Annotated in this window: 5 protein-coding genes; all 5 read right to left on the bottom strand. The window is 71.6% G+C overall.

The annotated features are described in order from the left end of the window. Positions 1-136: 136 nt before the first annotated feature. Positions 137-1564 carry a UDP-N-acetylmuramoyl-L-alanine--D-glutamate ligase gene (murD, locus tag G3I41_RS07440; protein ID WP_164399508.1) on the bottom strand — a complete coding sequence of 476 codons (1428 nt, stop codon included), beginning with the start codon at positions 1562-1564 and terminating at the stop codon, positions 137-139. Then, a complete protein-coding gene (gene mraY, locus G3I41_RS07435; protein ID WP_143622512.1) occupies positions 1561-2631 on the bottom strand; it encodes a phospho-N-acetylmuramoyl-pentapeptide-transferase in 1071 nt (356 codons plus the stop codon). The genes murD and mraY overlap by 4 nt, the downstream gene beginning before the upstream one ends. Continuing rightward, positions 2628-4034 (bottom strand): UDP-N-acetylmuramoyl-tripeptide--D-alanyl-D-alanine ligase, encoded by a 1407-nt coding sequence (gene murF / locus G3I41_RS07430; RefSeq protein WP_164399507.1) that lies wholly within the window; start codon positions 4032-4034, stop codon positions 2628-2630. The genes mraY and murF overlap by 4 nt, the downstream gene beginning before the upstream one ends. 4 nt (positions 4035-4038) lie before the next feature. Further along, positions 4039-5757 carry a UDP-N-acetylmuramoyl-L-alanyl-D-glutamate--2,6-diaminopimelate ligase gene (locus G3I41_RS07425; protein WP_164399506.1) on the bottom strand — a complete coding sequence of 573 codons (1719 nt, stop codon included), beginning with the start codon at positions 5755-5757 and terminating at the stop codon, positions 4039-4041. A 16-nt stretch (positions 5758-5773) separates the two neighbouring features. Next, positions 5774-7628 (bottom strand): penicillin-binding protein 2 (locus tag G3I41_RS07420; RefSeq protein ID WP_164399505.1); only part of this gene is annotated, 1855 nt, incomplete at its 5' end.

Genomic DNA, 7628 nt, shown 5'->3' with positions numbered 1-7628 from the left:
GGGGCTGCCGGTGCTCCGGGCCCGCACCGACGCGGGCCGCCGGGCCTTGGCAGCGGGCCGTACCCGCACGCTCTCTTCGGCCGGCATGTCCCTGTCCCCTCCACTGCTCGTGCCCGGGGCGCGGCGGCCGGGCCCGTCAGACGCTCTCGGCGGCGCGCGCGCGGACGGCGTCCGCGAAGGCCTCGCCCCGCTTGTTGTAGTTGACGAACATGTCCATGGAGGCGCAGGCCGGGGCCATCAGTACGGTGTCTCCCGGCCGGGCGAGCCGTGCGGCTTCGCGGACCGCCTCGGACATCGCCCCAGTGTCGGTCCGGTCGAGGTCGACCACGGGTACTTCGGGGGCGTGTCGCGCGAGGGCTTCGCGGATCAGGGCCCGGTCCGCGCCCATGAGCACGACGCCCCGCAGCCGCTTGGCGCAGCCGGTCACCAGCTCGTCGAAGGTGGCGCCCTTGGCCAGGCCGCCGGCGATCCAGACGATGGAGTCGTAGGCGGCGAGCGAGGCCTCGGCGGCGTGCGTGTTGGTGGCCTTGGAGTCGTCCACGTACGCGACCCCGTCCACGTCCGCGACGTGCTCGATGCGGTGCGGGTCGGGGCGGAAGTTCCGCAGCCCGTCGCGCACGGCGGCGGGTTCGACGCCGAAGGCGCGGGCCAGGGCGGCGGCGGCCAGGGCGTTGGCGATGTTGTGCGGGGCCGGCGGATCGACGTCGGCGACCTCGGCCAGTTCCTGAGCCTGCTTCTGGCGGTTCCTCACGAACGCCCGGTCGACCAGGATGCCGTCCACCACGCCGAGCTGCGAGGGCCCCGGCGTGCCGAGGGTGAAGCCGATGGCGCGGCAGCCCTCCTCGACGTCGGCCTCGCGCACCAGGTCCTCGGTGGCCGGGTCGGCCGCGTTGTAGACGCAGGCGACGCGGTTGCCCTCGTAGATCCGGCCCTTGTCGGCGGCGTACGCCTCCATGGAGCCGTGCCAGTCGAGGTGGTCGGGGGCCAGGTTGAGCACGGCGGCGGAGTGGGCGCGCAGCGAGGGCGCCCAGTGCAGCTGGTAGCTGGAGAGCTCGACGGCGAGCACGTCGTACGTCTCCTCGCCGAGCACGGCGTCCAGCAGGGAGACGCCGATGTTGCCGACGGCGGCGGTGCGCAGCCCGGCGGCCTCCAGGATGGAGGCGAGCATCCGCACGGTCGTGGTCTTGCCGTTGGTGCCGGTGACCGCGAGCCAGGGGGCCGGCTCCCGGCCGTCCTGGCCGCGCAGCCGCCAGGCGAGTTCGACGTCGCCCCAGACCGGGACGCCCGCATCGGCTGCCGCGGCGAACAGCGGCTTGCCGGGCTTCCAGCCGGGGGCGGTCACGACGAGTTCCGTGGACGGGGGCAGGGTGTCGCCGTCGCCGAGGCGCACGGTGATGCCCTGCGCCTCCAGCTCGGCCGCCTGGGCGCGGGAGCGCTCGTCGTCGCCGTCGTTGACCACGGTGACGACGGCGCCGAGGCCGTGCAGCACCCGGGCCGCCGGGATTCCGGAGACCCCGAGCCCGGCGACCGTGACGTGCTTGCCCTGCCAGTCCACGTTGCTCACTTCTTGGCTGCCCATCCTGCGTAGAAGAGGCCGAGTCCGACGATCACGCACATGCCCTGGATGATCCAGAAGCGGACCACGACAAGGACTTCGGACCACCCCTTGAGTTCGAAGTGGTGCTGGAGCGGGGCCATGCGGAAGACGCGCTTGCCGGTCATCTTGAACGAGCCGACCTGGATGACGACGGACATCGTGATCATCACGAAGAGGCCGCCGAGGATCGCCATCAGGAACTCGGTGCGGGAGCAGATCGCGAGGCCGGCGAGCGCGCCGCCGAGGGCGAGCGAGCCGGTGTCCCCCATGAAGATCTTGGCCGGCGAGGTGTTCCACCAGAGGAAGCCGAAGCAGGAGCCCATCAGCGCGGAGGCCACGACCGCGAGGTCGAGGGGGTCACGCACTTCGAAGCAGGCGCTCGGGTTCGTGAGGGTGGTGGCGTTGGCGCAGGACTCCTGGAACTGCCAGAGCCCGATGAAGGTGTACGCGCCGAAGACCATCACCGACGCGCCGGTGGCCAGGCCGTCCAGACCGTCCGTCAGGTTCACGCCGTTGGACATGGCGAGGATCATGAACAGCGCCCAGACGACGAAGAGCACCGGGCCGATCGACCAGCCGAAGTCCTCGACGAACGAGAGCTTGTCGGAGGCCGGGGTGTTGCCCCGGGCGTCGGCGAACTGGAGCGAGAGCACCGCGAAGGCGATCCCGACTATCAGCTGGCCGGCCATCTTCGCCTTGGCCCGCAGACCGAGCGAGCGCTGCTTGACGATCTTGATGTAGTCGTCCAGGAAGCCGACGAGCCCCATGCCGGTCATCAGGAAGAGGACCAGCACACCGGAGAAGCGCATCTCCTCGCCGGTGATCACCTTCGCCAGGAAGTACGCGATGAGCGTCGCCAGGATGAAGGCGATGCCGCCCATCGTGGGCGTGCCCTTCTTGGACCCGTGGGTACGCGGGCCGTCGTCACGGATGAACTGCCCGTATCCCTTGCGGGCCAGGAGCTTGATCAGCAGCGGCGTGCCGACCAGGGTCAGGAAGAGCCCGATGGCTCCCGCGAAGAGGATCTGCCTCATCGGCCCGCGACCTCGCCCTCGGTCGCGTTCTCCAGCAGTGCTGTGACGACCTGTTCGAGGCCGACCGACCGGGACGCCTTCACCAGCACCACGTCTCCCGGGCGCAGTTCCCTGCGCAACAGGTCGACGGCAGCCTGTGCGTCGGACACGTGCACCGACTCCTCACCCCACGAACCCTCGTTGTATGCGCCCAGTTGCAGCCAGGAGGCCTCTCTGCCCCCGACCGCGACGAGCTTGCTGACGTTGAGCCGGACGGCGAGCCGTCCGACCGCGTCGTGCTCGGCGAGCGAGGCGTCGCCGAGCTCGGCCATCAGGCCGAGCACCGCCCACGTACGACGCCCCTTCCCCATGGCGACCAGCGCGCGGAGCGCGGCCTTCATGGATTCGGGGTTGGCGTTGTAGGCGTCATTGACGAACGTCACGCCGTCCGGACGCTCGGTGACCTCCATGCGCCAACGGGAGAGGGTGCCCGCCTCGGAGAGCCCTTCGGCGATCTCGTCTGCGGACAGGCCCAGCTCATGGGCGACGGCGGCCGCGGCGAGCGCGTTCGACACGTGGTGCTCACCGTACAGGCGCATGGTCACCTCGCTGCACCCGGTGGGTGTGTGGAGGCGGAACGCGGGGCGTCCGTCGTCGGTGAGGTGCACGTCTTCGCCCCGTACGTCCGCATCCGCACCCTCGCCGAAGAGGACGACGCGGGCCTTGGTACGGGAGGACATGGCGCGTACGAGGGGGTCGTCGGCGTTGAGCACGGCGATGCCGTCCTCGGGCAGCGACTCGACCATCTCGCCCTTGGCCTGGGCGATCTGCTCCTTGCCACCGAACTCGCCGATGTGCGCGCTGCCGACGTTGAGGACGAGGCCGATGCGCGGCGGGACGAGTCCGGTGAGGTAGCGGATGTCCCCGATGTAGCGGGCGCCCATTTCGAGCACCAGGTGCCTGGTCTCGTCGGTGGCGCGCAGCGCGGTGAGCGGCAGGCCGATCTCGTTGTTGAGGTTGCCCTCCGGGTAGACGGTGGGCCCCTTGCGCTCCAGGAGTTGGGCGATGAGGTCCTTGGTGGAGGTCTTGCCCGCGGAGCCGGTGAGGGCGACGACGGTGGCGCCGAGGCGGCCGACGACGGCGCGGGAGAGCGCGCCGAGGGCGGCCACGACGTCGTCCACGACGATCGCGGGCACGCCGACGGGGCGGGTGGCCAGGACGAGGGCCGCGCCCGCCTCGACGGCGCGCTCGGCGTAGTCGTGGCCGTCGGCCCGTTCGCCGGCGAAGGCGACGAAGAGGCTCCCGGGGGTCACCTTGCGGGAGTCGATGACGACGGGCCCGCTGACGGTTGCCGACGGATCCGGTATGTCGTGCGTCTGCCCGCCGACGATTTCGGCGATCTCGGCGAGGGAAAGGGCGATCACTTGGTCATCCCTGACTGTTGTTCTCGTGGTGGGAGGCACGGGGTCCGGCGGCTTCGTGCCCCAGGGAGCGCTCGATGGCCTCGCGCAGGACGACCCGGTCGTCGAAGGGGCGGACGACGCCGTGGACGTCCTGGCCCTGCTCGTGGCCCTTGCCGGCGACGAGCACGGTGTCGCCGGGCTCGGCCCGGGCCACCGCGGCGGCGACGGCCGCGGCGCGGTCGGCGTCGACCAGGACGTCGCCGCGCTCGTGGACGGGGACCTCGGCGGCGCCCGCGAGCATGGCCGCGAGGATGCCGAGGGGGTCCTCGGAGCGGGGGTTGTCGGAGGTCAGCACGGCGGTGTCGGCGAGCCGGGCGGCCGCCGCGCCCATCGGGCCGCGCTTGGTGGTGTCCCGGTCGCCGCCGCAGCCGAGGACGATGTGCAGCCGGCCCTTGGTGACCTTGCGCAGGGACCGCAGCACGGACTCGACCGCGTCGGTCTTGTGCGCGTAGTCGACCAGCGCGAGGTAGGGCTGTCCGGCGTCGACGCGCTCCAGCCGCCCGGGCACCCCGGGCACGGTCGCGATGCCGTCCGCCGCGGTCTGCGGGTCGATGCCGGCGGCGGCGAGGGCGACGATCGCGGCCAGGGTGTTGGCGACGTTGAACGGGCCGGGCAGCGGGGCCTTGGCGGTGGCCCGCTCACCGTCGGGCCCGACGACGGTGAAGGTGGAGCCGAGCTGGCCGACGACGACGTCCTCGGCGCGCCAGTCGGCGTCCGGGTGGCCCTCGGCGGAGAAGGTCGTAATCGGCACCGTCGCCTCGGTGACGAGCCTGCGGCCGTACTCGTCGTCGTAGTTGACGACGCCCTGCCTGCTGCGGCGCGGGGTGAACAGCTGGGCCTTGGCCTGGAAGTAGTCCTCCATGCCGGAGTGGAACTCCATGTGCTCCGGGCTGAGGTTGTTGAAGACGGCGACGTCGAAGACGCAGCCGTCGACCCGGCCGAGGACCAGCGCGTGGCTGGACACCTCCATGGTGACGGCGTCGGCGCCGCGTTCGCGCATGACGGCGAACAGGGCCTGGAGATCGGTGGCTTCGGGGGTGGTGCGCTCGGACTTGATGCGCTCGTCGCCGATCCGCATCTCCACCGTGCCGATGAGCCCGGTGGCGCGTCCGGCGCCGCGGAAGCCGCCTTCGACCAGGTAGGCGGTGGTGGTCTTGCCGGAGGTGCCGGTGATGCCGACCTGGAGGAGGCCGGTGCCGGGGTGGCCGTAGATCTCGGCGGCGAGTTCGCCCATCCGGCCGCGGGGGTCCTCGGTGACCAGGACCGGCACACCGGTGGCCCGGGCGCGGTCGGCGCCCGAGGGGTCGGTGAGGATGGCCGCGGCGCCGAGGCCGGCCGCCTGGGTGGCGAAGTCGGCGCCGTGCAGGCGGGCGCCCGGCAGGGCCGCGTAGAGGTCTCCGGGGCGTACGGCCCGGGAGTCGTGGGTGATGCCGGTGATGTCGCCGGTGCCCGGCGGTTCGACTCCCAGCCGCTCTGCCAGCGTGACCAGGGAGATGGGCCGCAGGCGGTCCGGGCGGGGCGCTCCCGGGTAGTTCACAGGCGCGTCCTTCTGGGTCGTTCGGGACTGTTCGGCGTGGGGCACGGCGGTGAGCGTACCGGGCTCACCCGGCCTCTCGCGAAGTGAGGGGCCGGGTGAGCGGAGGTTCTCGTTCCGGTTCCCGGGGTCGGGGGTGATGGTTGTCACTGGTGTCTCCGCGAGTTCACTCGCCGGTTCCGAAGAACACCGGCAGCTTGGCCGGCGCGCGGCCGGACGGGGGTGTCTGAAGCGTCTTGAGGGCGAATTCCATGACCTGCTTGTAGATGGGACCGCAGGTCTGGCCGCCGAAGTGGCTGCCCTTGGTGGGGTTCTGGATCGCGCAGTAGACGGTGACCTGGGGGTCGTCGGCGGGCGCGAATCCGGCGAAGGACGCGGTGTAGCCGTGGTAGCCGCCGCGCACCGGGTCGACGCGGTTGGCGGTGCCGGTCTTGCCCGCGACCCGGTAGCCGGGGATCTGGGCCTTGGTGCCGGTGCCCTCCTGGTCGGCGACCACGGATTCGAGCATGGTGGCGAGCGTCTTCGCCGTCTTCTCGCTGACCACACGCCTCTGTTCGGGCGCCTCGGCCGGGGTGAAGCGGCCGTCCGGGCCCCTGGTGCCGCGTACGAGCGTCGGTTCGACGCGTACGCCGCCGTTGGCGATCGTCGAGTAGATCGAGGCGGCCTGCATGGCGTTGAGGGAGAGGCCCTGGCCGAACGGGATCGTGTACTGCTGCGAGGTGGACCAGTCCTCGGGCTTGGCGAGGAGGCCGGCCGTCTCGCCGGGGTAGTCGAGCCCGGTGGGCGATCCGATGCCGAATTTCCTCAGATAGGAGTACAGCACCTTGTTCGCCTCGGCCTGCGTCCTGCCCAGTTCGCCGGTGGCCATGATGGTGCCGATGTTGCTGGACTTGGCGAGCACGCCGTTGAGCGTCAGCTCCCAGGTGGCGTGGTCGATGTCGTCCTTGAACAGGCGGTCGCCGCGGTGCAGCCGGTTGGGCACCGTGACGTGCGTGAGCGGCGTGGCCGCGCCCTCTTCGAGCACCGCGGCCATGGACATCACCTTGCTGGTGGAGCCGGGCTCGTAGACGTCCTGGAGGGCCGCGTTGCCGAGCGAGGCGGCGTCGGCCTGCGAGAGGTCGTTGGGGTCGAAGCCCGGGGCGTTGGCCATGGCGAGGACCTCGCCGGTGCGGGTGTTCTGCACGATGACGTAGCCGCGGTCGGCCTGGGACTTCGCCACCTGGTCGGAGATGGCCTTCTGGGCCGCCCACTGGATGTCGCGGTCGATGGTCAGCTCGATGTCGGAACCGGGGACCGCGGGGACCTCCTTGGTGCCCGCCGTGGGCACCCTGCGGCCGCCGGACTGGGCGTACTTGATGGTGCCGTCCTCGCCCGCGAGCTCCTTGTCGAGCTGGGATTCGAGGCCGCCGGCGCCCTTGCCCCCGGCGTTGACGTACCCCAGTATCCCGGCGGCCAGGGTGCCGTTGGGATAGACCCGCTTGGTGGTGGCCTCCTGGAAGACGCCCGCCAGCACGTTGGCACCGGGCCCGCCGGCCGCCTTGTCCTTCGCGGCCTTCTCGGCGAAGACGGACTTGAGGTCCTTGATCTGCTTCCAGACCTGCGGGGTCTGCCTGCGCGCCAGCAGCGCGTACCGGCTCCTGGGCTTGGAGAGCTTCTTGACCAGCCCGTCCGCGTCGACGCCGAGGATCGGCGCGAGCAGGGCAGCGGCCTGCTGGGGGGCGTCGGGCGCCTTGCTGTCGGCCGGCGTGAACATCTTGGGGTCGGCCGTGATGTCGTACGCGTCCACGCTGGTGGCCAGCGCGATGCCGCTGCGGTCGGTGATCTCACCGCGCTCCGCGGCGACCGTGTAGCTCAGATAGCGGTTCGTCTCGGCCTTCGCGGCGTACGCGTGGGCGTCGACGGCCTGGACCTGGAGGAGCCGTACGACGAACGCGATCATGACGAGCGTCAGGGCGAGGCTGACCAGCCGCAGCCGCGGGCGCGGGCTGCCCAGCCGCAGCGGCCGCGCCGGGCGGGCCGCA

Source organism: Streptomyces sp. SID9727 (assembly GCF_010550605.1).
GTDB lineage: Bacteria > Actinomycetota > Actinomycetes > Streptomycetales > Streptomycetaceae > Streptomyces.
Note: the sequence above shows the minus strand (reverse complement) of the source record. Positions and strands in the feature narration are given on the sequence as shown.

What these genes read in the sequence shown, in the direction of transcription:
- mraY (WP_143622512.1), bottom strand. Translation starts at nt 2,631, where the DNA reads ATGAGGCAGATCCTCTTCGCGGGAGCCATCGGGCTCTTCCTGACCCTG.